Below are 23,288 nucleotides of genomic sequence, written 5' to 3'. Positions count from 1 at the left end.
GCGCAGGGGTACTTGGACCAAGAAGAAGCACGAAGGTCGCGTTCCCGCGGCGAGGAGGGGTGCCATGCCGGACAGCACGAAGTCAGACGAGGTCCTGCTGGACGTCAACAATATCGAGGTGATCTACAATCACGTCATCCTCGTGCTGAAGGGGGTGTCGCTGTCGGTGAAGACCGGCGGGATCACCGCGCTGCTGGGCGGCAACGGGGCGGGCAAGACGACCACGCTGAAGGCGATTTCGAACCTGCTGCATTCCGAGCGGGGCGAGGTGACCAAGGGCTCCATCCTCTACAAGGGCGAGCGGGTGCAGGATCTGGATCCGGCGGCGCTGGTCAAGCGCGGGGTGATCCAGGTGATGGAGGGGCGGCATTGCTTCGGCCATCTGACGGTGGAGGAGAACCTTCTGACCGGCGCCTATACGCGGCGCGACGGCAGGGGCGCGGTCGAGGCCGACCTGCAGATGGTCTACGATTACTTTCCCCGGCTGAAGGAGCGGCGGAAGTCCCAGGCCGGCTATACCTCGGGCGGGGAACAGCAGATGTGCGCCATCGGGCGGGCCCTGATGTCGCGGCCCCAGACGGTGCTGCTGGACGAGCCGTCCATGGGGTTGGCGCCGCAGCTGGTGGAGCAGATCTTCGAGATCGTGAAATCGGTGAACGAGAACGAGGGCGTGTCCTTCCTGCTGGCCGAACAGAACACCAATGTGGCGCTGAAATACGCGCATTCGGGGTACATTCTGGAGAACGGGCGCGTGGTGATGGAGGGGCCTGCCAAGGAGCTGCGCGAGAACCCGGATGTGAAGGAATTCTACCTCGGCATGTCGGACGAGGGGCGCAAGTCCTTCCGCGACGTGCGATCCTATCGCCGCCGCAAGCGTTGGCTTGCCTGAAGCGAAAGGAGCAGGTGGCATGGCATTGACGCGGGCGGCGCGGGGCGTCGAGGGATTGATCGAACGGGCGTTCCGGCGCGAGGGGCGGCCCATGCTGAAGGCCTATCGCGGCTATGCCGAGCCGGGCGGGCTGGTCCTGCAGGGCCGTGTGGTCAGCGCCGTCCGGCGGGCGGCGCCCGAGGCGGACCAGACGCGCTGGACGAATTTCAGGCAGATGCTGTCGCTGTTCCTGACCTCGGAGGTGCGCGACGTGCGCGTGCGCGCCGAGGGGGTCGAGGCGCTGTCCGATGCCGAGGGCTACGTGCGGCTGCACGTGCCGCGCGCGCCCGACCACGCGGGCTGGGTGCATGTGGCGGCGGAGCTGGCGGAGGGCGGCGACGACCCGGTGCCGATGCCGGTTCTGGTGCCGCAGGCCGAGGCGCGCTTCGGCGTGATTTCCGACATCGACGACACGGTCCTGCGCACCGGGGCACATTCGCTGCTGCGCAATCTCTGGACCACCTTCACCGGCAATGCCCTGACGCGAGAGGTCTTTGACGATGCCATCGCTCTGATGCGCCGGTTGCACGAGGGTGGGCGGAACCCGGTCTACTACGTCAGTTCGTCGCCCTGGAACCTGTTTGCCTTCCTCGAGAAGATCTTCGACCGCGCCGGGCTGGTGCCGGGGCCGATGTTCCTGCGCGATCTGGGGGTGTCGGACCGGGGGCTGATCGGGGCCGGGCATGGCGATCACAAGGGCGCCTCGATCGACGCGATCCTCTGCGCCACGCCGGGGCTGCGGTTCTGGCTGATCGGCGACACCGGGCAGAAGGATGTCCTTGTCTACCGCGACGCGGTGGCGCGGCACCCGGGGCGGATCGGCGGGGTGATCCTGCGGCAGGCGTCGGGGCGGGTCTCTGCCCGGACCCGCGCCGCGATGGACGAGATCGGCGCGGGCGGGGTGCCCGTGGCCGTTGTGGCTTCATTCGACGACCTCGGCGCGGCGGTGCTGCCGGGGGATCAGGAAGGGAAGGCGATATGAGCAGCTATTTCGACGCTCTGGAGACGCGCAGCCGGGACCAGCGCGCGGCGGCGCAGCTGGAGGCGCTGAATGCGCAGCTGGCGCGGAACGGTCAGCAGGCGGTCGCGGATCTTGCAGAGCTGGCGGCCCTGCCGGTGCTGCGCAAGTCGGATCTTGTGGCGCGGCAGGCCGGGCAGCCGCCCTTCGGGGGGCTGCCGGTGTCGAACCTCGCCCATGTCTTCCAGTCGCCGGGGCCGATCTACGAACCGGGCGGCACCAGCCACGACTGGTGGCGCATGGGCCGCTTCCTGCATGCCTGCGGGATCGGCGCGGGGGACATCGTGCAGAACTGTTTCGGCTACCACCTGACGCCCGCCGGGATGATCTTCGAGAACGGCGCGCGGGCGGTCGGCGCCGCCGTGCTGCCCGCCGGCACCGGCCAGACCGAGTTGCAGGCCCGCGCCGCGCGCGACGTCGGCGTGACGGCCTATGCGGGCACGCCGGACTACCTGAAGGTGATCCTGGAAAAGGCCGACGCACTGGGCTACGCGCTGGGGATCACCCGGGCGGCGGTGGGGGGCGGTGCGCTGTTCCCCTCGCTCCGGCAGTGGTACGCGGATCGCGGCATCGCCTGCCTGCAGTGCTACGCGACCGCCGATCTTGGCAATGTCGCCTATGAGAGCGCGGCGATGGAGGGGATGATCCTCGACGAGGGGGTGATCGTCGAGATCGTGACCCCCGGCACCGGCGACCCGGTGCCCGAGGGCGAGGTGGGCGAGGTCGTGGTGACCACGCTGAACCCCGATTACCCGCTGATCCGCTTCGCCACCGGCGACCTGAGCGCCGTGATGCCCGGCGAGTCGCCCTGCGGACGGACCAACACCCGCATCAAGGGCTGGATGGGTCGCGCCGACCAGACCACCAAGATCAAGGGCATGTTCGTGCGGCCCGAGCAGGTCGCAGAGCTGGTGGCGCGCCATGCCGAGGTGGCGCGGGCGCGGGTCGTGGCCTCTCGGGATGGCGAGACGGACGTGATGACGGTGCGAATCGAGACCGAGGCGGCCGATGCGGCGGCCTATGAAAAGAGCATCGCCGAGATCCTGAAGCTGCGGGGCGCGGTAGAGCTTGTGCCGCTCGGCGGATTGCCGCGCGACGGTCTGGTGATCGAGGACGCGCGCAGCTACGACTGAGGGGCCTGTCAAGCCTCTGCCCGCGCTGTGAAATTTCCCGTTGACGCGGTGGGTGGTCGCGGAATGGCGGGGCAGGGGGCCGCCCCTGGGCTCGCTTGCGGCGCTTGTCCTGCGGGACATGCCGGGTAGGCTATCGGAAACGCCCCGATTCATGAGGTATTTGTCATGCGTATTCCGACACTTGCGGCCATGGCCCTGATTGCGGCCTCGCCCGCGCTCGCCGAGGGCGACGCGCTGGTGATCGGCAACAGCCGTTACAGCGCCATGCAGACCCTGTTCGGCGCGGCGCGGGTGGCGGCCTCGGCGCAGGCCATGCGCGACAAGGGCTTCGACGTGGCCGAGGTGCAGGACGCCGACGCCCCGGCCATGCGCGAGGCCTTCGGGGCCTTCGCCGAGATGCTGGCAGAGGACGCGGGCGGGCCGGTGGTGATCGTGCTGGCCGGGGCCTTCCTGCATGGGACCGGCGGTGCCTACCTGCTGCCGGTGGAAAGCGACGGCGCCATCGACGAGGCCCGCGTGCTGACCGAGGCCTTCCCGCTGGACGCGGCGCTGAGCGTGCTGGAGCAGTACCCCGGGCGCGCTTTCCTGATCCTTGGCGAATCGGCGGCAGAGCCCGAGGTCGGCCCCTGGCTGCGTCTGGGTGCCGGGGATCTGGACATTCCGCAGGGCGTCACCGTCCTGCGCGGGCCGGCGGCGGATGTGGCGCGCTACGCCGCGCGCGACCTTGCGCGGGCCGGGCGCCTTCTGTCGCGCGCCGCGGCGGACTACGCGCTGACGCTGGAAGGCTACGCGCCGCAGGATCTTGTGATCGTGCAGCCCGAAGAGCCAGGCGCCCCGCAGGGCGCGACCGAACCGCCGCTGCCCGACCCCGAGGCGCCGGAAGCCGAAGCGCCCGAACCCGCTCCGGAACCGGAGGCCCCCGCCGTCGACCCCGAGGACGAGCTTGCCTGGAACCTTGCCCAGGGCGCCGATACGGCAGAGGGCTACGACGCCTATCTTTCGCGCTTCCCCGAGGGCGCCTTTGCCGGTGCCGCGCGGCAGCGGCTGAAGGCCATCGAAGACGAACCCTTCTACCAGCAGCGCCGGGCGGAAGAGCAGCTGGAACTGGACCGCGAGGCGCGGCGCGCGGTGCAGCGCGACCTGACCATGCTGGGTTTCGACACGCGCGGCATCGACGGCATCTTCGGCTCTGGCACGCGCGGTGCCATCAAGGCGTGGCAAAAGGATGAGGGGGTCGAGACCTCGGGCTACCTGACCGCCGGGCAGATCGCCACCATCGACACCCGGGCCGCGGCCCGCGCCGCCGAACTGGAACGCGAGGCGGAACAGCGGCAGGCCGAACTGGAGCGGCAGGACCGGCTGTTCTGGGGCGACATGCAGGGCCGGGGTGACGAGGCCTCTATCCGCGCCTATCTCGAACGCTTCCCGGACGGCGCCTTTGTCGAGGACGCCCGCGCGCTCTTGCGGGAGATAGAGCGGCAGCGCGAAGAGCGCGCCGCCGCCTCTGACCGCCAGGCCTGGGAGCGCGCCGAGGCGGGCGGCACGGTCGAGGCCTACCGCGATTACCTGGAAACCTTCCCGGGCGGTGCCTTCGCCGCCGAGGCGGAAAGCCGTGTCCGGCGGCTGGAGCAGGAAAGCGGGCGCGTACAGGACGTGGCCGTGGCGCGTCAGGAAGAGGCAGAGCTGAACCTCAATGCCGTGGCGAAGCGGCTGGCCGAGGCCCGGCTGTCGCAGCTTGGCCTGCCGGTGGGCGAGGTCGACGGGCGCTTCGACGAAGACACCCGCCGCGCCCTGCGCCGCTATCAGGAAACGCGGGGCCTACGGGTGTCAGGGTATTTTGACGAGCAGACCGTGGTCCGGCTTCTGGCGGATGGGGTTCTGGGCAACGACTGAGGGCAAAGGCGTCGGGTCGCGATTCGCCTGCGGCCCGCCCGGGACCGGGTGCGGCGGGTCACTGGCCCACCCCGCCGCTTGCCGCCCAGGGCCCCGGGGCCATCGGGCGCCGGGGCGATCGGGCCGGAGCGTTCGGGTATGGCATACAGGCAAAACAAAACCCGCTTGCCGGGGGCAGGCGGGTTCTGGAGATGTTCGCTCTGGGCGGTCGTTCAGCCCTGACGGGCCTTGAACTTACGCTGCGTCTTGTTGATCACGTAGACGCGGCCCTTGCGGCGCACAACGCGGCAGTCGCGATGGCGGTTCTTGAGCGAGCGGAGCGAGTTGGCGACTTTCATGTCGTCTCTCCCGATATCGCGGCGCGCGAGCGCCTGGTTAAGGCCCGTGCCCCGCCCCGTGCGCCTGACAGGCGCGCCCCGGGCGGGGCGGTGAATTCCATGGTGGGCGATACTGGGATCGAACCAGTGACCCCTTCGATGTCAACGAAGTGCTCTACCGCTGAGCTAATCGCCCTATGGCCGGTGTGGTCTGCGCGCCCCTGAAAGACAGAGGCGCGGAGTTTTCCGCGCCGGTGCAGCGCTCTATAAATAGGTTCCGGGGTGGGATCAAGGGCTTTTGGCAAACAAAGAAATCAGTCTATGATCGCCCATCACAAGGAGCCGGGATGCCACAGACCGCTTACCATCTGCATCTGCCCGAAGCCCACACGTCGCGCGTGGTTTTCGCCTCTCCGCACTCGGGCCGCGACTATCCCTGGACCTTCCTGCGCACTACCGTTCTGGACGAACACAGCATCCGCACCTCTGAAGATGCCTATGTGGACAGGCTGTTCGACTGTGCCCCGCACTTCGGGGCGCCCTTGCTGCGGGCCGGTGCGCCGCGTGCCTACGTCGACCTGAACCGCGCCGCGGACGAGCTGGACCCGGCGCTGATCGACGGGCTGAAGCGTGGCGGTCACAACCCCCGGGTCGCCAGCGGGCTGGGTGTGGTGCCGCGCGTCGTGGCGAACGGGCGGGCGATTTATCGCGGCAAGCTGTCCCGGGTCGAGGCGGACAAGCGAATCGCCCGGATCTGGGCGCCTTACCACGAGCGGCTGCACCTGCTGCTGCGACAGGCGCACGAGCGATTCGGCGAGGCGGTGCTGATCGACTGCCACTCGATGCCGCATGAGGCGCTGGACGGCGCCACCCGGGGCGGCGGTGCCCGGCCCGAGATCGTGATCGGCGACCGCTTCGGGGCCTCGGCCTCGCCCGGGATCGTCGCACGGGTCGAGGCGGCCTTTGTCGAGGCGGGTTTCGTGGTGGCGCGCAACGTGCCCTTCGCGGGCGCCTATACGACCCAGCACTACGGGCGCCCCTCGCGCGGGCAGCATGCGGTGCAGGTGGAAATCGACCGTTCGCTTTACATGGACGAACAGCGCATCCGGCCGAACAAGGATTTCCACACCATCCGGCGCGTGTTGCGCGGTGTCGTCTCGGACATCGCGGCGCTTGGCGCCGGAGAGCAGCGGATGGCGGCAGAGTAACCGCCTCCACGAGGGCCGCCGGACCGCCGGGGCCTTGGCCTTTCTCGGGTACAGATACACAGGCGGTAGTCCGTTTGGGCTGCTGTGGGCCGTGACAGGGGGCAGTGCGATCAGCCCCGGCGCGCGCCCGGCGGCAAAGCGAGGCGCCAGCACCGTCCCGCGGCCAAAGCAGACCAGCGGGCCCGGAAATTCCGCTTTCTGTCTTACGGCACGCTGGGGAACAGCCGGTCCAGAGCGGCATCGAGCGGCGCGGCGTCGTGCAGGCTCAGCCGGACCGGCAGGGCCAGCACCTTGCCCCGGAACTCTGGCGGCAGGCGGACCGCGTCCTTCTCGGTGGTGACAAGCTGCGCGCCCATGCGGGCGGCGTCGTGCTCCAGCCGGGCCAGAAGCGCGGGCGCCAGCCGCTGGTGGTCGTCCAGCGAAACCGTCTGGCGTAGCTCGGCGCCCAGCCCGCGCAGGGTGGCGAAGAACTTCTCGGGGTGGCCGATCCCGGCGAAGGCCAGCGTCGGCAGGCCCTCCCAGTCCATGCCGGTCTGAAGCGGCTCAAGGTGGGCGGTCAGATGCGGCACAGGGATGCGCGCCCCCCATGTGGCGGCAAAGCGGTCCTGTGCGGCGGGGGCGCCGATGGACAGCAGCAGGTCGGCGCGCCTCAGGCCCCGGTCGACCGGTTCGCGCAGCGGCCCGGCGGGTAGGCAGCGCCCGTTGCCGAACCCCGCCGCCGCATCGACCGTGACCACCGTCAGGTCGCGGGGCAGGGCGGGGTTCTGCAAGCCGTCGTCCAGCAGGATGCAGTCGGCGCCCGCCGCCTCGGCCTCTGCCGCGCCTTTCGCGCGGTCCTTGGCCACCCATGTCGGCGTGAAGGCGGCCAGCAGCAGCGGCTCGTCCCCGGTCTCGTCGGCGCTGTGGTCGGCCACGCGGACCGGGCCTTCCAGCCGGCCGCCGTAGCCGCGCGAGACGACGTGGGCCGTCACCCCGCGCGCCGCCAGCCGCTGCGCGAGGGCGATCACCGTGGGCGTCTTGCCGGTGCCGCCCGCGTTGACGTTGCCGACGCAGATCACCGGCACGCCGGGGCGGTGGCTGGGCGGCCGCGCCACCCGCCGCGCGGTGGCGGCGGCGGTCAGGGCCCCCAGCGGGGCCAGCAGGCGGGCCTGCCAGGCGGGGTGCTCGGGGTCGGTGTTCCAGAAGGCGGGCGGGCGCATGTCAGGCAGACCTCCGGGCGTCCAGCGCCTCTCCGACCAGGGCCAGCACCTCGTCCACCAGCGCCGCCCGGGACGAGATCACGTCCCAGCCCGCGTGGGCCATGCTGGCCGCCTGATCCGGCGCCACGAGATGCGAGACCGCCGTACCCAGAGAGTCGGCGTCGCGCACGATGCGCGCCGCGCCCGCCTCGACCAGCAGCGAATAGGCATCGAGATATTTGCCCACGTTGGGGCCGTAGAGAATCGCGGCGCCCAGCGAAGCGGCCTCGAAGGGGTCCTGTCCACCGGCCCGCGGCACCAGAGAGCCGCCAAGGAAGGCCAGCGGCGCCAGCCGGTACCAGAGCCCAAGCTCGTCCGGCGAGGCGGCCAGAAGGATCTGCGTGTACTCGTCGGGCATGTCGCCGTTTTCCCAGTCGCAGACCCGCATCTGCGAGGCCCGCACGGCGCGGGAAATCAGCGCCTCGTCCCGCGGGCTGGCGGGTACGGCGATCAGCAGCAGCCGGTGCGCAAGGCGCACGGCGTGGCGGTGGGCGGCAAGAACGTCGCCGATCTCTTCGGCGCGCAGATGCGCGGCCAGCCAGACCGGGCGCCCGGTCAGGGTTGCGGCCAGTTCCGCGTGCAGGCGGTCCGGGCAGTCCAGCGGCGGCGGGGTGTCCAGCAGCGGCGCCGCGTCGTGCAGGATGGGGCCGGTGACCCCCATGCGGCGCAGCCGCCGCGAGGCCGCGTTGCCCTGCGTGAAGACATGCGAAAACAGCGACAGCGCGCCGCTTGCCGGATCGGGCAGCCAGCGCGGGGCCGCGGTGGGCCAGGCCGCGTCGGCAGCGTCCAGCCCGATGATCGTGCAGCCCTGCGTCGCGGTGGCGTGCAGCAGGGCGGGCCGCAGCGACTGGCTGGCCCAGAGCAGCACGTCGGGCTTCAGCTGCGACACGAAGGCCTCGCAATCGGTCAGCTGTTCGCGGGGCAGCGCGACCTGTGTCGCCTCGGGTTGCGGGGGGATCTCGCCGCTCTGGACGACGGTGACCTCGGGCCGCTGCAGGCGCAGGCGGGCGCAGAGGCTGGCAAGGGCGCGGCCCCGGCGGGCGCTGTCCGCATGGGCCCAGACCAGCGGGCCGGGCGGGCGGCGCAGCGGTTCGGGAGAGGCGGCGCTTGCGGCGCCGCCCCGGGCATAGGTCAGGTAGGCCGTCAGGCTGAGCGCGCGGCGCGAGGGAGAGGCGGCAGGGGGCTTCAACGCGGGTCCTTGTCTGCCCGAAGGGTTCGGTCGGGCACAATGCCATGCCCGCGCGCCGGTGAAAAGGCCCGCCCCGGGGCGGGCGCGGCGCCTGTGCGGGGCTAGGGTCCGGCCTGCTGGACCGGCGGGCAGGCTGGGCCCAAGCCCCGTGCAGGGCGGCCTGTCATCCCAGCTCCTCGGTCGAAGAGGTCTCTTGCTCTTCTTCCCGCAGGCGGTGCAGGTGGGCGATGAAATAACGCATGTGGGCATTGTCCACGGTGCGCTGCGCCTCTGCCTTCCAGGCGTTGTAGGCGCTGTCGTAATCCGGGAAGATGCCGACGATGTGGATGTCGTCCACGTCGCGAAAGACCGATTTGGTCGGGTCGACGAGTTCGCCGCCAAAGACGAGGTGAAGACGTTGCATGGCAGACCGGCCCCCTTGCGCGTTGCTGCTGAGGGCGACCCTAGCCATCCCGGCCCGCCGGTCAAGGCTGGCGTCCTGCCAGGCCTGCCAAGGCCTTTCCGGGTGCCGCGATATCGGGCAGGCGCCTCAGATCAGCCGGTCGAGAAGGTCGCCGTGCAGCGTCGCGTTCGCGGCCAGCACCCCGTCGGTCTGCGGGTGCGCATTGTTGAACCGCAGCGGCGCGCCGCGCCGGTCGGTGACCTGCGCCCCGGCCTCTGACAGGATCAGCGCCCCGGCGGCGATGTCCCACTCCCAGGTCGGGCGCAGGGTCAGCATGGCGTCATAGCGTCCCTCGGCCACGAGGCTGAGCCGATAGGCCAGCGAGGGCCGGTGCGCGCGGGTCATGCCGGGCACCCCGCCGGGCCAGTTCCCGGTCTCGAAGGTGGGTTTCTTGGCAAGGATCGTGCCGCCCTCGGCGCTGGCACGGCGGGTGACCGCGATGGGCGCGCCGTTCAGCCGGGCGCCCGCGCCTTCGGCGGCGGCGTAAAGCCGGTCGAGCAGCGGCAGGTAGACCACGGCGGCGCGGATTCGGCCCTGCTCGGCCACGGCGATGGAATGCGCCCATGTCTTCTCGCCGTCGATGAAGCTGCGGGTGCCGTCGATGGGATCGACGATGAAGACCCGCTTGGCGCCCAGCCGGGCGGCTGTGTCGGGGCTTTCCTCGCTGAGCCAGCCATAGTCGGGCCGGGCACTGCCTAGAACCCGGTGCAGCAGGGTGTTCACCGCCAGGTCGGCGCGGGTGACGGGGCCTGCGCCCGCGTCCTTGTAGCGGACGTCCAGCGGTTCCGACAGGCAGGCGCGGGCGGTGTCCCCGGCCCGCCGCGCGGCATCGATCAGGAGGCTGAGATCACTCTCCGGCAAGCGTCAGCCCCTCGACGAGCAGCGAGGGCACGACACGGGTCAGCCAGGGCCGGGCGTCATTGGCGGGCACGATCGAGGCCAGCATCTGCCGCAGGTTGCCCGCGATGGTCACGCCGGACACCGGGTAGGCGGGCTGGCCGTTCTCGATCCAGACCCCCGCCGCCCCGCGCGAATAGTCGCCGGTGTTGGGGTTGATGGTCGAGCCGATCATCGAGGTCACCAGCAGGCCGGTGCCCATCTGCGCCATCAGCGCCTCGCGGCTCTGCTCGCCCTGGGTCAGCGACAGGTTCCAGGTCGAGGGCGAGACCCCGCCCGCCACCGAGCGTACCGCGTTGGCGGTGCTGTCCAGCCCAAGCTTGCGGGCATTGGCAAGGTCGAGGGTCCAGCCGGTCAGCACGCCGTTCTCGACCAGCGCGCGGGGCCGGGTCGCCAGCCCCTCGGCGTCGAAATGGCGCGAGGCGCTGCTGCGCGGCTTCCACGGATCCTCGTGCAGGCTCAGGCCCGCGGGCAGAACCGGCTGCCCCAGCGCGTCGCGCAGCCAGGACGCGCCCCGGGCGATCTGCGCGCCGTTGATGGCGGCGACAAGGTGGCCGATCAGCGAGGAAGAGATGCGCTCGTCGAAAAGCACCGGGTAGGCGCCGGTCTTCGGCTTGCGCGGGCTCAGGCGCTCGACCGCGCGGCTGGCGGCGGTGGCGCCGATCTCTTCGGGGCTGCGCAGGTCGGACTGGAAGACCCGTGCGTCGCCGTCATAGTCGCGCTCCATCCCCGTGCCCTCACCGGCGATGGCCACGCAGGAGGTATAGCGCGAGGACCGCCGGTAGTGCCCGGCAAAGCCGTTGGTGGCGGCCAGCGCGATCTCTTGCGCGCTGTAGCCGGCGGTGGCGGATTGCACCTGCGTCACGCCCGCGTTGGCCAGCGCGGCGGCCTCGGCCCGGCGGGCGTCGTCCTGAAGCGCGGCGGGATCGGGTTCGGGGGCCGGGTCGTGCAGCTCCAGCCCGCTTGCGTCGCGGGTCCGGGCCAGCTGCGCCGGATCGGCGAGGCCGAGATAGGGGTCTTCGGGCGCCTCGCGGGCCATGGCGACGGCGCGTTCGGCCATGGCGGCCAGCGTCTCGGGCCGCGCGTCCGAAGACGAGACCACGGCGGCGCGCTTGCCCAGAAGCACGCGCAGGCCGATGTCGGTGCCCTCGGCGCGCTCTGCCTGCTCCAGCCTGCCGCCGCGCACGTCGATGGACAGCGCGGTGCCCGACAGCGCGATGGCATCGGCAGCGTCTGCCCCGGCCCGGCGGGCGGCGTCGATCAGCTGTTCGGCAAGCGAAAGGGGCGTCTGCGGCATGGGGAACCTCGGGCTTGGGACTGCTTCCGAGGTAGGCCGGTCGCGACCGGGACGCAAGGGCGGCGGCGGGGAGACGGTTTCTTGCAAAGAAACCGGCCCGAATTCTTTGCAAGAATTCGGCTGCCTCAGTCGGCGGGGGTGGTGACGGCGACGATCGGGCCCATGCGGCGCCCGATGTCGGAGCGGTTCAGCTGCGGCGCGTGCAGCCGCGAGACATTGCCGTCCAGAAACAGCGCGTTCGGCAGCTTCAGCCCGTCGCGGAACAGCCGGGCGAATTCGTGGAAGGTGACGGTGTTGCGCGAGATGGCGAAGACCACGCGGCGCCCGTCGGCCGAGGTCCCGACGCCGTTGCGGATATAGCGCGAGGTGCTGTCGGGCAGAAAGCGCGGGTGCAATTCGTTGTCGATCACCAGCATCGGGCCGGATTGCGTGGCGTGGCGGCAGCGCGGGCGACTGGCCAGGAAATCCCGCGTCTCGATCACGTCGGTGCGGGTGTCGCGGATGCACAGGATGCCGTTCGGCAAGAGGCCGAAGTTGCCCGGCCCGGGGTCCGGCACCACGCGCATCGCCTCTGCGCCGTCCTCGACGTAATGGCCCACCGGCGCGCGGTCGTCGTGGTACATGCCCGCGTTCATCGCGAAGACGAGGTCCTGGCCCTCGGCCTCCAGCGCCGCCTCGAGGCGGTTGAACTGGCCCCAGGGCGCGCCCTCGGGGTCGTCGAGGAAGAGCCTCAGGCGCTCCTGTGCCGCGTCGACCTCGCAAACCGTGTAGCGGCTGTCCTCGAAGGCCACGTTCCGGCAGTCCACGGCTTCGGCCCGGACGGGCAGAAGCGCCCAGACAAGCGCGGCGAGCAGGGCGCCCGTTCGAACGGCGGCGGCGGCCATGCGCTCAGTTCTCCAGGTCCCGCCGCACGGCGTCATCGGAGAAGATGCGGCGGGTGTCGTCGAGCCGGTCGAAGGTCTCGTCGAGACGGAAGCGCAGCTCTGGCGCGTGCTTCAGGTCGAGCCCCTTGGCAAGAAGGCGCCGAAGCTCTCCGCGGTTGCGGTGCAGCAGGTCGAACATCGCCTGCTGCCCCTCGCCGCCCAGCGGCACCACGTAGGCGGTGGCGATTCGCAGGTCCGGCGAGACGCGCACCTCGCCGACGGTGATCGTCATGCGATTCAGGTCGGGGTCGTGCACATCGCCGCGCGAAAGCACTTCGGACAGGCGGCGGCGGATCACCTCGCCGACACGAAGCTGTCGTTGGCTGGGGCCGGAGCCCTCGGAGGAACGGTTGCGTGACATGGGGCAAGACTTAGCCCTCGATCCGGGTTTTGCCAAGCGGGCTGCGGCGGGTTATTGAGGCCCCCGGACGCGGCACCGGGGTGCCGTCGGGAAAACTGGAGAGAAGCGGATGGCCGAAAGCGTGGGCGTGGTTGTGACCGGAGTGTCGGGCCGGATGGGGCAGATGCTCGTGCGGGAGATCGCGGCGCATGACCGGCTGCATCTCGCCGGGGCGCTGGAGCGCGCGGGCCATGACTGGATCGGGCGCGATCTGGGCGAGGCCATGGGCGGTGCGGCGCTTGGCGTGGCGGTCTCGGACGACCCGCTGGAGGCCTTTTCCCGGGCGCAGGCGGTGATCGACTTCACCGCGCCAGCCGCCACGGTGGCCTTTGCCGAACTGGCGGCGCAGGCGCGGGCGGTGCATGTGATCGGCACCACCGGGCTGGCCCCGGAGGATCTGGAGAAGATCAGGGCGGCGGCGCGCCACGCGGTCGTCGTGCGGGCGGGCAACATGAGCCTTGGCGTGAACCTTCTGACCAAGGTGACCGAGCAGGTGGCGAAGGCGCTGGACCTGGACTGGGACATCGAGATCGTCGAGGCCCATCACAACCGCAAGGTCGACGCGCCCTCGGGCACTGCCCTGATGCTGGGCGAGGCGGCTGCGGCGGGCCGTGGCGTTGCGCTTGACGCGGTGTCGGACCGGGGTCGCGACGGGATCACCGGCGCGCGCGAGCCCGGCGCCATCGGTTTCCACGCGATCCGGGGCGGCGATATCGTCGGCGAGCACGAGGTGATCTTTGCCACTGCCGGCGAGCGCATCACGCTGAAGCATATCGCCAGCGACCGGTCGCTCTTTGCGCGGGGTGCCCTGAAGGCGGCGCTGTGGGGGCAGGACAAGGCGCCGGGGGAATACGACATGCTGGATGTCCTTGGCCTGAGCTGAGGCCCGCGCCGATATCCGGGCCTGCGGCTGGGACTGTTGCCTTCGGCAAGGCGCCCACCCGCCGACCCGGATTGGGTCTGACCCAAAAACCGGCGCGGATGGCCAGGGCGTTCAAGCTCTGGCTCACCAGGGCAAAAGCCCCGGAGCCCCCATCGCCGAGCCCTTGCCTGACAAACCGCCACCGGGGGGCCAAGGAAAATGGCCGTATCCCCAAGGGGCCCCTCGGCAATTTTTCTTGCCCCCCGGCAGCGGCCCGTCCGGATGCGGGCAGGCGACGGCGGCTCCGGGGCAAATGCCGGGGACCGGTTTCGCCCTCTGCCGGAGCGGTAAGCGCGAGGGGCGGTTGCAGGTTGGCGCGCGCAGCCAGCATGGCGGTCCGTCCGGGGCGGAGGCCGGGCTGTGCCCGGGTGCGGACAGGGGAGGCCGGTGGGGAATGGCACCGGCGGGGCCCGCGGGTCGGCGCCAGGGTCCGCGCCGCTATGTGCCGCCGCGGTCAGAAGTCGATGGCGATGCCCTTTTTCTCCCAGTCGCCATAGCGGGCGGGATCGAGGCCGTCGCGGCCTCCGAGTTCGGTGGGGGCCGGGTTGGCGCGGGCCTCGGCCTCGGCCTTGGCGCGGCGCTCTGCGGCTTCCGCCAGGGCGCGCCGGGCGGCGGGGGGCAGATCCCGGGGCTGTTCGGGGGTATCGGACATCGGGCTTTCCTCGCTTCGTGCCTCTTGATATACGCCCCGCCTGTCGCGGGGCAAGGTGTCCCGCCGCCCGGAGATGCCATGTCCACCAACCCCAGCCCCGCCCGTCTTGCCGCCGTCGACCTGCTGGATCAGGTGCTTGCGCAGGGGCGACCGCTGTCCGAAATGGCGCGGCTGGAGGCGCTGGCGCCCGCCGACCGCGCCGCCGCCCAGCGTCTGGCCATCGAGGTGCTGCGCGGGCTGGAGCGGGCCGACAAGCTGCTGAAGCCGCATCTGCGCAAGGCGCCCGCGGTGCGGGTGATGAACATTCTGCGGCTGGGCACGGTAGAGCTTTGCGCGGGCGGCGCGGCCCATGGCGTGGTCAGCGATTGCGTCGAGATCGCCGCGAAGGGCAAGCGCACGCAGGGCGCCAAGGGGCTGGTGAATGCCGTCCTGCGCAAGGTCGCGGAGACCGGGCCGGAGGGCTGGGCACGGCTGCGCGTGCCGCGCCTGCCGAAGTGGCTGCGCGGGCCCCTGGTGGCGGCCTGGGGGCCAGAGGCGGTGGCGGCGATGGAGCGGGCGCATTTCGCCGGTGCGCCGCTGGATCTGTCTATGAAGGGGGCCGTGCCGGAGGGGCTGGGCGGAGAGGCCCTGCCCACCGGGTCCCTGCGCCTGCAGGACGCGGGGCAGGTGACGGCCCTGCCGGGGTTCGGGACCGGCGACTGGTGGGTGCAGGATGCCGCCGCCGCCCTGCCGGTGAAGCTGTTGGGGGATCTGCGCGGCCTGAAGGTGCTGGACATGTGCGCGGCACCCGGCGGCAAGACCCTGCAACTGGCGGCGGCGGGCGCGCAGGTGACGGCGCTCGACCTGTCCGAGGCGCGGCTGGAGCGGGTGCGCGAGAACCTTGCCCGCACGGGGCTGGCGGCCCGACTGATCGCGGGCGATGCGCTGGAGCATGACGAGACCTATGACGCCGTGCTGCTGGACGCGCCCTGTTCGGCGACCGGCACGATCCGGCGTCACCCGGACCTGCCGCATGTCCACAAGGGCGAGCGCATCAGCGAGTTGATCGGCCTGCAGGAGGCCCTGTTCGACCACGCGCTGCGGCTGGTGAAGCCCGGCGGGCGGCTGGTCTACGCGACCTGTTCGCTGATCCCCGACGAGGGCGAATGCCAGGTGGACGAGGCCCTGCAACGCCATCCGGGGCTGAGCGTCCTGCGGCCGGACGCGCCCTGGATCGAGGAGGCCTGGCGCTCCAGCGAGGGCGGCTTGCGCCTGCGGCCCGATTTCTGGGCCGGGCGCGGCGGCATGGACGGGTTCTACATGGCGGTCCTGCAGCGCGGCGAAAGCGTTGATGACTTCGCGGCCCCGGCGGGGTAGGATCTCTGCAACAGCCCCCGAAGGGGCGGCAAGAGGCAGTGCAGAGACCCATGGCGACGCGTCGGAACTGGCGGACCGCGCAGGCGCGGGCATTGGACCGCGTCCATGCCCGTCTGGCGGCGCGCGCCCGGCCCGCGCGCGGCTTCGTCTCGCAGCCCGAACCTCGCACCATCGGCTTCTTTGCCAAGGGCCGCCAGTTGATGGCGGGAAACCTGATGTTCGCCGGTCATCTGGTCGAGGCGAAGGGTGTGCTTCCCTGGGACCTGGATGCCCCCGACGAGGCCTTTTCCGAGGAAATACAGGGCTTTGCCTGGCTTGACGATCTTGCCGCCGTGGGCGACCCGCGCGCCCGCAAGCTGGCGCAGGACTGGGTCTGGGGCTGGATCGACCGCTATGGCCGGGGCACCGGTATCGGCTGGGCGCCGGGGCTGACCGGGCGGCGGGTGATCCGCTGGATCCACCACGCGCTGTTCCTGCTGCGCGGGCGCCCGGCAGAGGAGGCGGCGGCCTTCTATCGCGCGCTGGCCGCGCAGGCGCGCTTTCTGGCGCGGCGCGGGCAGGGGGCAGAGCCGGGGCTGCCGCGCTTCGAGGCGATGACGGGGCTGCTGTATGCCGGGCTGTCGCTGGAGGGGATGGAAGAGCATGTCGGCCCCGCGCTGGCGACGCTGAGCGCCGAATGCCGCAGGCAGATCGATGCAGAGGGCGGTATCCCGACCCGCAACCCCGAGGACCTGCTGGAGGTCTTCACCCTGCTGACATGGGTGCAATCGGCGCTGGCCGAGGCCCACCGCGAGACCGACAGCGCGATCACCGAGGCGATCGGCCGGATCGCCCCCACCCTGCGCACCCTGCGCCACGCCGATGGCGGGCTGGCCCGGTTTCACGGCGGCGGGCGCGGGCTGGAGGGGCGGCTGGATCAGGCGCTGGCCGCCTCGGGCAGCAAGCGGCGGCAGGCGGACGGGCTGGCCATGGGCTTCGCGCGGCTTTCGGCGGGGCGGACCAGCGTCATCGTGGATGCGGCGCCGCCACCCGCCGGGCCCGCCTCGGCGCAGGCCCATGCCTCGACACTGGCCTTCGAGCTGACCTCCGGGCGCAGGCCGGTGGTGGTCAGCTGCGGATCGGGTGAGGGCTTTGGCGCGGAATGGCGCCGCGCCGGGCGGGCCACGCCCTCGCATTCGGTGCTCTGTCTTCAGGGCTATTCCTCGGCGCGGCTGTCGCCCGAGCGATGGGTCGGCCCGGCGCGCCGCGAACTGCTGGAAGACGCGCCGCGCCATGTGCCGATCCAGATGACCCGGCTGGCCGACTCGCTGCGGTTCGAGGGCGGGCACGATGGGTATCTGGGCGGGCAGGGGCTGACCCATGCGCGCAGCCTGATCCTTGAACACGACGGCCGCACCCTGAGGGGCGAGGACTACCTCGTGGCGCTGGATGCCGCCGCCCGCAAACGCTTTGACCGCGCGATGGACGGGGTCCGGCTGGCCGGGCTGCCCTTCGAGATTCGCTTTCACCTGCACCCCGAGGCCGATGTGACGCTGGATATGGGCGGGCTGGCCGCCTCGATCGCGCTGCGGTCGGGCGAAATCTGGGTGTTTCGCTTCGAAGGCAAGGTCGAAATGGCGCTGCAACCCTCGGTCTACCTTGAAAAAGGGCGCCTGAGGCCCCGTGCGACCAAGCAGGTCGTTTTATCCGGGCGCGCAATGCAGTATGCGACGCGCGTCCGCTGGACGCTGGCCAAGGCGCAGGACACGGCGCTGGCCGTGCGCGACCTCGCCCGCGACGAGGCGGACGGAACCGTTTGACCTGAACACTGGGGAACCCCGCATGTCCGACCTTCAGCCCGTGCGCCGCGCGCTTCTTTCCGTTTCCGACAAGACCGGTCTGATCGACCTGGCGAAGGCGCTGGAGGCTGCGGGGGTCGAGATCCTGTCCACCGGCGGCTCTGCCAGGGCGATCCGCGAGGCGGGCGTCGCGGTGCGCGACGTGGCCGATGTCACCGGCTTCCCCGAGATGATGGACGGCCGCGTCAAGACGCTGCACCCGGCGGTGCACGGCGGGCTTCTGGCGCTGCGCGACAATGCCGAGCACACCGGCGCGATGGAGGAACACGGCATCGGCGGGATCGACCTGCTTGTGGTCAACCTCTACCCCTTCGAGGCGGCGCTGACGCGCGGCGCGGATTACGACGAGATGATCGAGAACATCGACATCGGCGGCCCGGCGATGATCCGGGCGGCGGCCAAGAACCACGCCTTCGTCACCACCATCGTCGATGTCGAGGATTACGACGCCCTGCTGGCCGAGCTGCAGGCGAACGGGGGCCAGACCTCCTACGCCTTCCGCCAGCGCCATGCGCAGATCGCCTATGCCCGCACCGGCGCCTATGATGCCGCTGTCAGCACCTGGATGGCGGGCGCCATCGGCGAGACGACCCCGCGCCGCCGGGTCTTTGCCGGGACGCTGAAGCAGGGGCTGCGCTACGGCGAGAACCCGCACCAGCAGGCGGCCTTCTACGTGGATGGCAGCGACCGGGCGGGGATCGCCACTGCGACCCAGCTTCAGGGCAAGGAACTGTCCTACAACAACATCAACGACACCGACGCGGCCTTTGAACTGGTGAGCGAATTCGCCGGCGGCGCGCCCGCCTGCGCGATCATCAAGCACGCCAACCCCTGCGGCGTGGCGCAGGGCGCAACGATTCTGGATGCTTACAAGGCGGCCTTCGACTGCGACCGGACCTCTGCCTTTGGCGGGATCGTGGCGCTGAACCGCCCGCTGGACGCGGAAACCGCCGAGTCGATCTCGGAAATCTTCACCGAAGTGGTCATCGCGCCCGGTGCGGACGAGGCCGCGAAAGAGATCTTCGCGAAGAAGAAGAACCTGCGCCTGCTGCTGACCGAGGGTCTGGCCGATGCCGCCACCGCCGGTCTGACTTATCGACAGGTGGCTGGGGGCATGCTGGTTCAGGACAAGGATGTGGGCCAGCGGACGCTTGAAGACCTGAAGGTGGTCACAAAAGTGCAACCGACAGAGGCGCAGATGCAGGACCTGCTGTTTGCCTGGAAGGTCGCCAAGCACGTCAAGTCCAACGCCATCGTCTACGTCAAGGACGGCGCAACCGTGGGTGTGGGCGCGGGCCAGATGAGCCGCGTCGACTCGGCCCTGATCGCCGCCAAGAAGGCCGAGCGCATGGCCGAGGCCCTGGGCCTGCCGGAACCGCTGACCAAGGGCTCTGCCGTGGCTTCGGACGCCTTCTTCCCCTTCCCGGACGGGCTGATGGAGGCCGCCGCCGCAGGCGCGACCTGCGTGATCCAGCCGGGCGGGTCGATGCGCGACGACGAGGTGATCGCCGCCGCCGACGAAGCCGGTCTGGCGATGGTCTTCACCGGCATGCGCCACTTCCGCCACTGAGGGCTGGGCGGGCCTCCGCGCGTCGGGGGCCTGCCGCAATGGGCCGGGCTTGAGGCTCGCGCCCCCGGCGACTATCAGGCGCGGACGAACAGGACAGGGCAGGGCAATGGCAGCGACGAAACCGGTGACGAAACCGATGCGGCTTGTGGCGCTGAGCGCGCTGGTCGTTTTTGCGCTCGACCAGATGTCGAAGCTTTGGGTGCTGAGCGCCCTGAACCTTGACCAGCGCGGCACCATCGAGGTCTTTCCGCCCTTCCTGACCTTCCGCATGGCGTGGAACCGGGGGGTGAACTTCGGCCTGATGGCAGGCGACGACGACCTGACGCGCTGGGTGCTGATCGCAGTGGCGCTGGTGATCGTCGCCGTCGTGGTGGTCTGGATCCGCCGCGACCCGCCGGGCCTTCTGGGCCTGATCGGCGCGGGCCTGCTGATCGGCGGCGCGCTTGGCAACGTGATCGACCGCGTCCTTTACGGCGCGGTGGCGGACTTCCTGAACATGTCCTGCTGCGGGATCGACAACCCCTTTTCGTTCAACGTGGCCGATATCGCGATCTTCGCGGGCGCCATCGGGCTGGTCCTCTTCACACCGTCGAAACCGCCGAAGAAAAAGGCCCCGTGACGGGGCCGGGAAGATCGGTTAAAGCTGTGCGCAATGTGGGAAACGGAGGGTAGCCAATGCGGCTGTCGCTTCTTGTGGCGATTGTGGGACTGGGGGTTTGCGCCTCCTGCGGGCTTGTGCGCAGCGACAAGCCCCTGCACGACCTGAGGACCAACCAGCGCGAGCCCGAGGAATTCGGGATCGTTCCGAACCGTCCCCTGCTGGACCCTGAGAGCTACGGGCAACTGCCGCCTCCGACGCCCGGTTACGCCAACCGCGCCGACCAGAACCCCAAGGCCGATGCCGTGGTGGCGCTGGGGGGCAACCCCGCGCGGCTGGATCCGAACGCGGGCATTCCGGGCAGCGATGCGGCGCTGGTCAACCGGGCCACGCGCTACGGGCGCGATCCGAACGTGCGCGCCGAACTGGCGACCGCGGACGCGGAATTCCGCAAGCGCAAGAACATCTTCAACTGGTCGCTGGTGCCGGACAACCGTTACAACCGCGCCTATTCCGGGCAGTCGCTTGACCCGAACGAATGGCTGCGCCGCTACCGCGCCGCCGGTGCGCGGACGCCCACGGCCCCGCCCGCAAACTGACCAGCGCGCCGTCTGGGCCGGGGTGGACCCCGGTCCGGCGCAGGCCGTCGCGTCCTTTACGGTTCTCACGTCCCTGTCACCGCATCGTGGGCTCGCTTGATCTTGCGCGAGCACTGCGTACTTATGACCCAACCCGTGGTGACAAAGGATGACGCGATGCGCCTGACCTCCCTGATCCTGTCCCTTGCGATGGCCACCGGCCTGCCCGCATTGGCCCAGACCGAGGCCCCCCCGGCAGAGGAGGCGCTGACCGATCCGGTGACCACCTTCGCGCTGGAAAACGGCATGCAGGTCGTCGTGGTCGAGGATCACCGCGCGCCCGTGGTCGTGCACATGGTCTGGTACAAGGCGGGCTCTGCCGACGAGATCCCCGGCACATCCGGCGTCGCGCATTTCCTCGAACACCTGCTGTTCAAGGGCACCGAGACGCTGGAACCGGGCGAGTTCAGCGCCACCGTGGCCCTGAACGGCGGGTCCGACAACGCCTTCACCAGCTTCGACGAGACCGCCTATCACCAGCGCATCGCCGCCGACCGCCTTGGCCTGATGATGCAGATGGAAGCGGACCGCATGGTCAACCTGCAACTCGACGAGGAAGACATCCTGACAGAGCGCGAGGTCATCATCGAAGAGCGCAACATGCGGGTCGAGAACGACCCCGGCTCGCTGTTTCGGGAGCAGACCATGGCGGCGCAGTATCTCAACCATCCCTACGGGCGCCCGATCATCGGCTGGCGCCATGAGATGACGCAACTGGATCTGGACGACGCGCTGGAGTTCTACAACCGCAACTACGCGCCCAACAACGCGATCCTCGTGGTCGCGGGCGACGTGACCCCGGACGAGGTGCGCACGCTGGCCGAAGAGCACTACGGCCCGATCCCGCCCAACCCCGAGCTGGGCGAACGGGTGCGCCCGCAAGAGCCGCCGCAGACCGCCGCGCGGCGCATGGTCTTCGAGGATCCGCGCGTCGCGACCCCCTATGTGACGCGCAGCTACCTTGCGCCCGAACGCGATCCCGGCGCGCAGGAAGAGGCCGCCGCGCTGACCATCCTCGCCGAGGTTCTGGGCGGCGGGCAGACCTCTGTCCTGACGCAGACCTTGCAGTTCCAGCAGCAGAAGGCGGTCTATACCACGGCCTATTACGCCGGCACTTCCTACGACGACACCGCCTTCGGACTGGTGATCGTGCCCGCCCCGGGCGTGACGCTGCCAGAGGCCGAAGAGGCGCTGGACGCGACCCTCGCGCAATTCATGCAGGACGGCGTCGACGCCGAGCAGCTGGAGCGGATCAAGTTCCAGATCCGCGCCGCCGAGATCTACAACCGCGACGACCCCGCCCGCACCGCGCGCCGCTACGGGCAGGCGCTGACCGCCGGCCTGACCGTCGAGGACGTGCAGGCCTGGCCGCAGGTGCTGGAGGCGGTGAGCGCCGAGGACGTGATGGCCGCCGCCAAGAAGGTCTTCGACCCCAAGGCCTCGGTCACCGGCTACCTGACCACACCGCCCGACGCCGGACAGGCCCCGAAGGAGATCACCCAATGAAGCGCCTCTTCCTTGCCCTGACCGTCACCGCCTGTTCCTTTGCCGCCACCGCATGGGCCGCCGTGGACATCCAGCAGGTCGAAAGCCCGGGCGGCTTCAAGGCCTGGCTGGTCGAGGAACCCTCGATCCCCTTCGTCGCCCTGGAACTGCGCTTCAGGGGAGGAACCTCGCTGGACGAGCCCGGCAAGCGGGGCGCGACCTCGCTGATGGTGTCCACGCTGGAAGAGGGCGCCGCCGAGATGGACGCCAGCGCCTTCGCCGCCGCCAAGGAAGGCATCGCCGCGAAGATCCGCTACGATGTGGGCGACGACGCGGTCAGCATCTCGATGAGCTTCCTGTCGGAAACCCGCGACGAGGCCGTCGAACTGCTGCGCGCCTCGCTGGTCGAGCCGCGCTTTGACGAGCAGGCGGTGGAACGGGTGCGCGCGCAGCTTCTGTCGAACCTGCAATCGGACCTGAAGGACCCCGACACCATCGCCAGCCGCGCTTTCGACGCGATGATCTTCGGTGATCACCCCTATGGCACGCCCCCCGACGGCACGCCCGAAACCGTGGCGGCGCTGACCCGCGACGACCTTGTGACGGCGCTGAAGAACGGGCTGACGCAGGATCGCGTCTACGTCGCGGCGGCGGGTGACATCACCGCCGACGAACTGGGGGCGCTGATGGACCGCCTGCTGTCCGACCTGCCCGAAACCGGCGCGCCGCTGCCCGCCGACGTCGAGGTGCAGACAGAGGCCGGGGTGACCGTAATCCCCTTCGACACGCCGCAGTCGGTCGCGGTCTTCGGCCACAAGGGCATGAAGCGCGACGATCCCGACTTCTTCGCGGCCTACCTGCTGAACACCATCTTCGGCGGCGGCGGCTTCGAGGCGCGGCTGATGAACGAGGTGCGCGAGAAGCGCGGCCTGACCTACGGCATCTACAGCTATCTCGCCCCGAAGGATCATGCCGAGCTTTTCGTGGGCCGCGTCGCCAGCGCCAACGACCGCATCGCAGAGGCCATCGACGTGATCCGCGACGAATGGCGCAAGGTGGTCGAAGAGGGCGTCACGCCCGAGGAACTGGAGCGGGCGAAGACCTACCAGACCGGCGCCTATCCGCTGCGCTTCGACGGCAACGGGCCGATCGCGCAGATCCTCGTGGGCATGCAGATGGATGACCTGACGCCCGAGTACATCGAGACCCGCAACGCCAAGATCGAGGCGGTGACGCTGGAGGACATCCAGCGCGTCGCGCAGGAGCTGATGAAGCCGGAGGCGTTGCATTTCACCGTCGTCGGCCGCCCCGAGGGGCTGGACGAGGCGCCGATGCAGTAAGCGCGC

General features: G+C 70.4%; 22 protein-coding genes and 1 tRNA gene. 13 read left to right on the top strand and 10 right to left on the bottom strand.

Annotation, left to right across the window (positions count from 1 at the left end; translation table 11 throughout):
• Nucleotides 1–64: 64 nt before the first annotated feature.
• The 4 genes from ACN5KJ_RS08850 (at nucleotide 65) to ACN5KJ_RS08835 (ending at nucleotide 4,972) form a co-directional block, all read left to right on the top strand.
• The gene (locus ACN5KJ_RS08850; RefSeq protein ID WP_206564113.1) at nucleotides 65–889 is read left to right on the top strand and encodes an ABC transporter ATP-binding protein; all 825 of its coding nucleotides are present in this window, start codon (nucleotides 65–67) and stop codon (nucleotides 887–889) included.
• 19 nt (nucleotides 890–908) lie between these two features.
• Nucleotides 909–1,910, top strand: coding sequence for a phosphatase domain-containing protein (locus tag ACN5KJ_RS08845; RefSeq protein ID WP_418593379.1), 1,002 nt, complete (start codon nucleotides 909–911; stop codon nucleotides 1,908–1,910).
• Complete coding sequence (locus ACN5KJ_RS08840; RefSeq protein WP_347167944.1) at nucleotides 1,907–3,079, top strand: phenylacetate--CoA ligase family protein; 1,173 nt, start codon at nucleotides 1,907–1,909, stop codon at nucleotides 3,077–3,079. The genes ACN5KJ_RS08845 and ACN5KJ_RS08840 overlap by 4 nt, the downstream gene beginning before the upstream one ends.
• A 165-nt stretch (nucleotides 3,080–3,244) precedes the next feature.
• The gene (locus ACN5KJ_RS08835; protein ID WP_418593378.1) at nucleotides 3,245–4,972 is read left to right on the top strand and encodes a peptidoglycan-binding protein; all 1,728 of its coding nucleotides are present in this window, start codon (nucleotides 3,245–3,247) and stop codon (nucleotides 4,970–4,972) included.
• Nucleotides 4,973–5,184: 212 nt separating this feature from the next.
• Here ACN5KJ_RS08835 and ykgO read toward each other — a convergent pair whose 3' ends face one another.
• On the bottom strand, nucleotides 5,185–5,310 hold the full coding sequence (gene ykgO, locus ACN5KJ_RS08830; protein ID WP_005859170.1) for a type B 50S ribosomal protein L36: 126 nt from the start codon (nucleotides 5,308–5,310) through the stop codon (nucleotides 5,185–5,187).
• Between the two features lie 100 nt (nucleotides 5,311–5,410).
• Nucleotides 5,411–5,485: transfer RNA gene (locus ACN5KJ_RS08825), tRNA-Val, on the bottom strand.
• 151 nt (nucleotides 5,486–5,636) lie between these two features.
• Here ACN5KJ_RS08825 and ACN5KJ_RS08820 point away from each other — a divergent pair.
• Nucleotides 5,637–6,497: an N-formylglutamate amidohydrolase gene (locus tag ACN5KJ_RS08820; protein WP_418593376.1), complete on the top strand. Its 861-nt coding sequence runs from the start codon at nucleotides 5,637–5,639 to the stop codon at nucleotides 6,495–6,497.
• 203 nt (nucleotides 6,498–6,700) lie between these two features.
• Here the strand turns inward: ACN5KJ_RS08820 and lpxK are convergent, their stop codons facing one another.
• The 7 genes from lpxK to rbfA form a co-directional block, all read right to left on the bottom strand.
• Nucleotides 6,701–7,696 carry a tetraacyldisaccharide 4'-kinase gene (gene lpxK / locus ACN5KJ_RS08815; RefSeq protein WP_418593375.1) on the bottom strand — a complete coding sequence of 332 codons (996 nt, stop codon included), beginning with the start codon at nucleotides 7,694–7,696 and terminating at the stop codon, nucleotides 6,701–6,703.
• Between the two features lies 1 nt (nucleotide 7,697).
• On the bottom strand, nucleotides 7,698–8,924 hold the full coding sequence (locus tag ACN5KJ_RS08810) for a 3-deoxy-D-manno-octulosonic acid transferase (protein WP_418593374.1): 1,227 nt from the start codon (nucleotides 8,922–8,924) through the stop codon (nucleotides 7,698–7,700).
• A 163-nt stretch (nucleotides 8,925–9,087) separates the two neighbouring features.
• Nucleotides 9,088–9,327: a DUF4170 domain-containing protein gene (locus ACN5KJ_RS08805; RefSeq protein WP_206564106.1), complete on the bottom strand. Its 240-nt coding sequence runs from the start codon at nucleotides 9,325–9,327 to the stop codon at nucleotides 9,088–9,090.
• A gap of 126 nt (nucleotides 9,328–9,453) precedes the next feature.
• Nucleotides 9,454–10,227 carry a 3'(2'),5'-bisphosphate nucleotidase CysQ gene (locus tag ACN5KJ_RS08800; protein WP_418593372.1) on the bottom strand — a complete coding sequence of 258 codons (774 nt, stop codon included), beginning with the start codon at nucleotides 10,225–10,227 and terminating at the stop codon, nucleotides 9,454–9,456.
• A complete protein-coding gene (locus tag ACN5KJ_RS08795) occupies nucleotides 10,214–11,560 on the bottom strand; it encodes a TldD/PmbA family protein (protein ID WP_418593370.1) in 1,347 nt (448 codons plus the stop codon). The genes ACN5KJ_RS08800 and ACN5KJ_RS08795 overlap by 14 nt, the downstream gene beginning before the upstream one ends.
• 125 nt (nucleotides 11,561–11,685) lie before the next feature.
• The gene (locus ACN5KJ_RS08790; RefSeq protein ID WP_418593369.1) at nucleotides 11,686–12,444 is read right to left on the bottom strand and encodes a phosphodiester glycosidase family protein; all 759 of its coding nucleotides are present in this window, start codon (nucleotides 12,442–12,444) and stop codon (nucleotides 11,686–11,688) included.
• 4 nt (nucleotides 12,445–12,448) lie between these two features.
• The gene (rbfA, locus tag ACN5KJ_RS08785) at nucleotides 12,449–12,844 is read right to left on the bottom strand and encodes a 30S ribosome-binding factor RbfA (protein ID WP_418593368.1); all 396 of its coding nucleotides are present in this window, start codon (nucleotides 12,842–12,844) and stop codon (nucleotides 12,449–12,451) included.
• A gap of 109 nt (nucleotides 12,845–12,953) precedes the next feature.
• Between rbfA and dapB the strand changes: the two genes are divergently transcribed.
• On the top strand, nucleotides 12,954–13,766 hold the full coding sequence (gene dapB / locus ACN5KJ_RS08780; RefSeq protein ID WP_347165803.1) for a 4-hydroxy-tetrahydrodipicolinate reductase: 813 nt from the start codon (nucleotides 12,954–12,956) through the stop codon (nucleotides 13,764–13,766).
• Between the two features lie 493 nt (nucleotides 13,767–14,259).
• On the opposite strand, the gene ACN5KJ_RS08775 is transcribed toward dapB, so the two are convergent.
• The gene (locus ACN5KJ_RS08775) at nucleotides 14,260–14,457 is read right to left on the bottom strand and encodes a DUF1674 domain-containing protein (protein WP_206564100.1); all 198 of its coding nucleotides are present in this window, start codon (nucleotides 14,455–14,457) and stop codon (nucleotides 14,260–14,262) included.
• Nucleotides 14,458–14,535: 78 nt separating this feature from the next.
• Between ACN5KJ_RS08775 and ACN5KJ_RS08770 the strand changes: the two genes are divergently transcribed.
• The 7 genes from ACN5KJ_RS08770 (at nucleotide 14,536) to ACN5KJ_RS08740 (ending at nucleotide 23,282) form a co-directional block, all read left to right on the top strand.
• The gene (locus tag ACN5KJ_RS08770) at nucleotides 14,536–15,813 is read left to right on the top strand and encodes an RsmB/NOP family class I SAM-dependent RNA methyltransferase (protein WP_418593367.1); all 1,278 of its coding nucleotides are present in this window, start codon (nucleotides 14,536–14,538) and stop codon (nucleotides 15,811–15,813) included.
• A 50-nt stretch (nucleotides 15,814–15,863) separates the two neighbouring features.
• Nucleotides 15,864–17,612 carry a heparinase II/III family protein gene (locus ACN5KJ_RS08765; RefSeq protein ID WP_418593366.1) on the top strand — a complete coding sequence of 583 codons (1,749 nt, stop codon included), beginning with the start codon at nucleotides 15,864–15,866 and terminating at the stop codon, nucleotides 17,610–17,612.
• 22 nt (nucleotides 17,613–17,634) lie between these two features.
• Nucleotides 17,635–19,221: a bifunctional phosphoribosylaminoimidazolecarboxamide formyltransferase/IMP cyclohydrolase gene (gene purH / locus ACN5KJ_RS08760; protein WP_418593364.1), complete on the top strand. Its 1,587-nt coding sequence runs from the start codon at nucleotides 17,635–17,637 to the stop codon at nucleotides 19,219–19,221.
• A 136-nt stretch (nucleotides 19,222–19,357) separates the two neighbouring features.
• The gene (lspA, locus tag ACN5KJ_RS08755) at nucleotides 19,358–19,840 is read left to right on the top strand and encodes a signal peptidase II (protein ID WP_347167943.1); all 483 of its coding nucleotides are present in this window, start codon (nucleotides 19,358–19,360) and stop codon (nucleotides 19,838–19,840) included.
• Between the two features lie 56 nt (nucleotides 19,841–19,896).
• Nucleotides 19,897–20,418, top strand: a complete 522-nt coding sequence (locus tag ACN5KJ_RS08750; protein WP_418593362.1) for a DUF3035 domain-containing protein — start codon at nucleotides 19,897–19,899, stop codon at nucleotides 20,416–20,418.
• A 156-nt stretch (nucleotides 20,419–20,574) separates the two neighbouring features.
• On the top strand, nucleotides 20,575–21,963 hold the full coding sequence (locus ACN5KJ_RS08745) for a M16 family metallopeptidase (RefSeq protein ID WP_418593360.1): 1,389 nt from the start codon (nucleotides 20,575–20,577) through the stop codon (nucleotides 21,961–21,963).
• Complete coding sequence (locus ACN5KJ_RS08740) at nucleotides 21,960–23,282, top strand: M16 family metallopeptidase (protein WP_418593358.1); 1,323 nt, start codon at nucleotides 21,960–21,962, stop codon at nucleotides 23,280–23,282. Before ACN5KJ_RS08745 ends, ACN5KJ_RS08740 begins: the two co-directional genes overlap by 4 nt.
• The last annotated feature ends 6 nt before the right edge of the window (nucleotides 23,283–23,288 follow it).

The organism is Ponticoccus sp. (in: a-proteobacteria), from assembly GCF_048381735.1.
The sequence above is the reverse complement of the archived record's forward strand: the minus strand, read 5'-3'. Positions and strand labels throughout refer to the sequence as shown.

Bases quoted from the DNA above. Each gene is read 5' to 3' on its own strand.
- ACN5KJ_RS08850 (WP_206564113.1), top strand. From the start codon at position 65: ATGCCGGACAGCACGAAGTCAGACGAGGTCCTGCTGGACGTCAACAAT.
- ACN5KJ_RS08845 (WP_418593379.1), top strand. From the start codon at position 909: ATGGCATTGACGCGGGCGGCGCGGGGCGTCGAGGGATTGATCGAACGG.
- ACN5KJ_RS08840 (WP_347167944.1), top strand. From the start codon at position 1,907: ATGAGCAGCTATTTCGACGCTCTGGAGACGCGCAGCCGGGACCAGCGC.
- ACN5KJ_RS08835 (WP_418593378.1), top strand. From the start codon at position 3,245: ATGCGTATTCCGACACTTGCGGCCATGGCCCTGATTGCGGCCTCGCCC.
- ykgO (WP_005859170.1), bottom strand. From the start codon at position 5,310: ATGAAAGTCGCCAACTCGCTCCGCTCGCTCAAGAACCGCCATCGCGAC.
- ACN5KJ_RS08820 (WP_418593376.1), top strand. From the start codon at position 5,637: ATGCCACAGACCGCTTACCATCTGCATCTGCCCGAAGCCCACACGTCG.
- lpxK (WP_418593375.1), bottom strand. From the start codon at position 7,696: ATGCGCCCGCCCGCCTTCTGGAACACCGACCCCGAGCACCCCGCCTGG.
- ACN5KJ_RS08805 (WP_206564106.1), bottom strand. From the start codon at position 9,327: ATGCAACGTCTTCACCTCGTCTTTGGCGGCGAACTCGTCGACCCGACC.
- ACN5KJ_RS08795 (WP_418593370.1), bottom strand. From the start codon at position 11,560: ATGCCGCAGACGCCCCTTTCGCTTGCCGAACAGCTGATCGACGCCGCC.
- ACN5KJ_RS08790 (WP_418593369.1), bottom strand. From the start codon at position 12,444: ATGGCCGCCGCCGCCGTTCGAACGGGCGCCCTGCTCGCCGCGCTTGTC.
- rbfA (WP_418593368.1), bottom strand. From the start codon at position 12,844: ATGTCACGCAACCGTTCCTCCGAGGGCTCCGGCCCCAGCCAACGACAG.
- dapB (WP_347165803.1), top strand. From the start codon at position 12,954: ATGGCCGAAAGCGTGGGCGTGGTTGTGACCGGAGTGTCGGGCCGGATG.
- ACN5KJ_RS08775 (WP_206564100.1), bottom strand. From the start codon at position 14,457: ATGTCCGATACCCCCGAACAGCCCCGGGATCTGCCCCCCGCCGCCCGG.
- ACN5KJ_RS08770 (WP_418593367.1), top strand. From the start codon at position 14,536: ATGTCCACCAACCCCAGCCCCGCCCGTCTTGCCGCCGTCGACCTGCTG.
- ACN5KJ_RS08765 (WP_418593366.1), top strand. From the start codon at position 15,864: ATGGCGACGCGTCGGAACTGGCGGACCGCGCAGGCGCGGGCATTGGAC.
- purH (WP_418593364.1), top strand. From the start codon at position 17,635: ATGTCCGACCTTCAGCCCGTGCGCCGCGCGCTTCTTTCCGTTTCCGAC.
- lspA (WP_347167943.1), top strand. From the start codon at position 19,358: ATGCGGCTTGTGGCGCTGAGCGCGCTGGTCGTTTTTGCGCTCGACCAG.
- ACN5KJ_RS08750 (WP_418593362.1), top strand. From the start codon at position 19,897: ATGCGGCTGTCGCTTCTTGTGGCGATTGTGGGACTGGGGGTTTGCGCC.
- ACN5KJ_RS08745 (WP_418593360.1), top strand. From the start codon at position 20,575: ATGCGCCTGACCTCCCTGATCCTGTCCCTTGCGATGGCCACCGGCCTG.
- ACN5KJ_RS08740 (WP_418593358.1), top strand. From the start codon at position 21,960: ATGAAGCGCCTCTTCCTTGCCCTGACCGTCACCGCCTGTTCCTTTGCC.